This is a genomic window from Salipiger sp. HF18 (assembly GCF_011806505.1).
Lineage (GTDB): Bacteria > Pseudomonadota > Alphaproteobacteria > Rhodobacterales > Rhodobacteraceae > Salipiger > Salipiger thiooxidans.
On sequence record NZ_JAATOS010000898.1, the window covers coordinates 1 to 827 of the forward strand.

The 827-nt window shown below is 63.6% G+C and carries 1 protein-coding gene; it reads right to left on the reverse strand.

Annotated features, from left to right (window positions below; genetic code table 11):
- A partial coding sequence (locus tag HC022_RS27835; RefSeq protein WP_303049121.1) for an Orn/Lys/Arg decarboxylase N-terminal domain-containing protein occupies positions 1-800 on the reverse strand: 800 nt, incomplete at its 3' end.
- Between the last annotated feature and the right edge of the window lie 27 nt (positions 801-827).

The window sequence follows — 827 nt, forward strand, 5'->3', positions numbered from 1 at the left end:
ATCGACTTGTGGCAGTTGCGGTCCACGACCACCACGTCGCCGGGCGCCACGGTGTGGTGCCAGACCATCTTGTTCGAGGTCGAGGTGCCGTTGGTCACGAAGAAGCAGTGATCGGCGTTGAAGATCCGCGCGGCGTTGCGCTCGGAGGCGCCAATGGCGCCGTTGTGGTCGAGCAGCTGGCCCAGTTCCTCGACCGCGTTGCAGACGTCGGCGCGCAGCATGTTCTCGCCGTAGAACTGGTGGTACATCTGCCCGATCGGCGATTTCAGGAACGCCACGCCGCCGGAGTGGCCGGGACAGTGCCACGAGTACGACCCGTCCTCGGCGTAATCCAGCAGCTCCTTGAAGAACGGCGGCTGGATGCCCTCGAGATACCCCTTGGCCTCGCGGATGATGTGGCGGGCGACGAACTCGGGTGTATCCTCGAACATGTGGATGAAGCCGTGCAGCTCGCGCAGGATGTCGTTGGGCAGGTGCCGCGAGGTCTTGGTCTCGCCGTAGACGTAGATCGGCACGTCGGCGTTCTTCCAGCGCACTTCCTCGATGAAGGTGCGCAGGCTCAGCACTGCCGGATCAAGATCGGGGCCGGGGGTGAACTCCTCGTCGTCGATCGAGAGGACAAAGGCGCTGGCACGGCTCTGCTGCTGCGCGAATTGCGACAGGTCGCCGTAGCTGGTGACGCCCAGCACCTCGAAGCCTTCTTTCTCTATGGCCTCGGCCAGCGCACGAATGCCCAGCCCCGAGGTGTTTTCGGAGCGGAAATCCTCGTCGATGATGACAATGGGGAAACGGAACTTCATGTGCCTCTCCTCTCGGCCGGCGTGGGA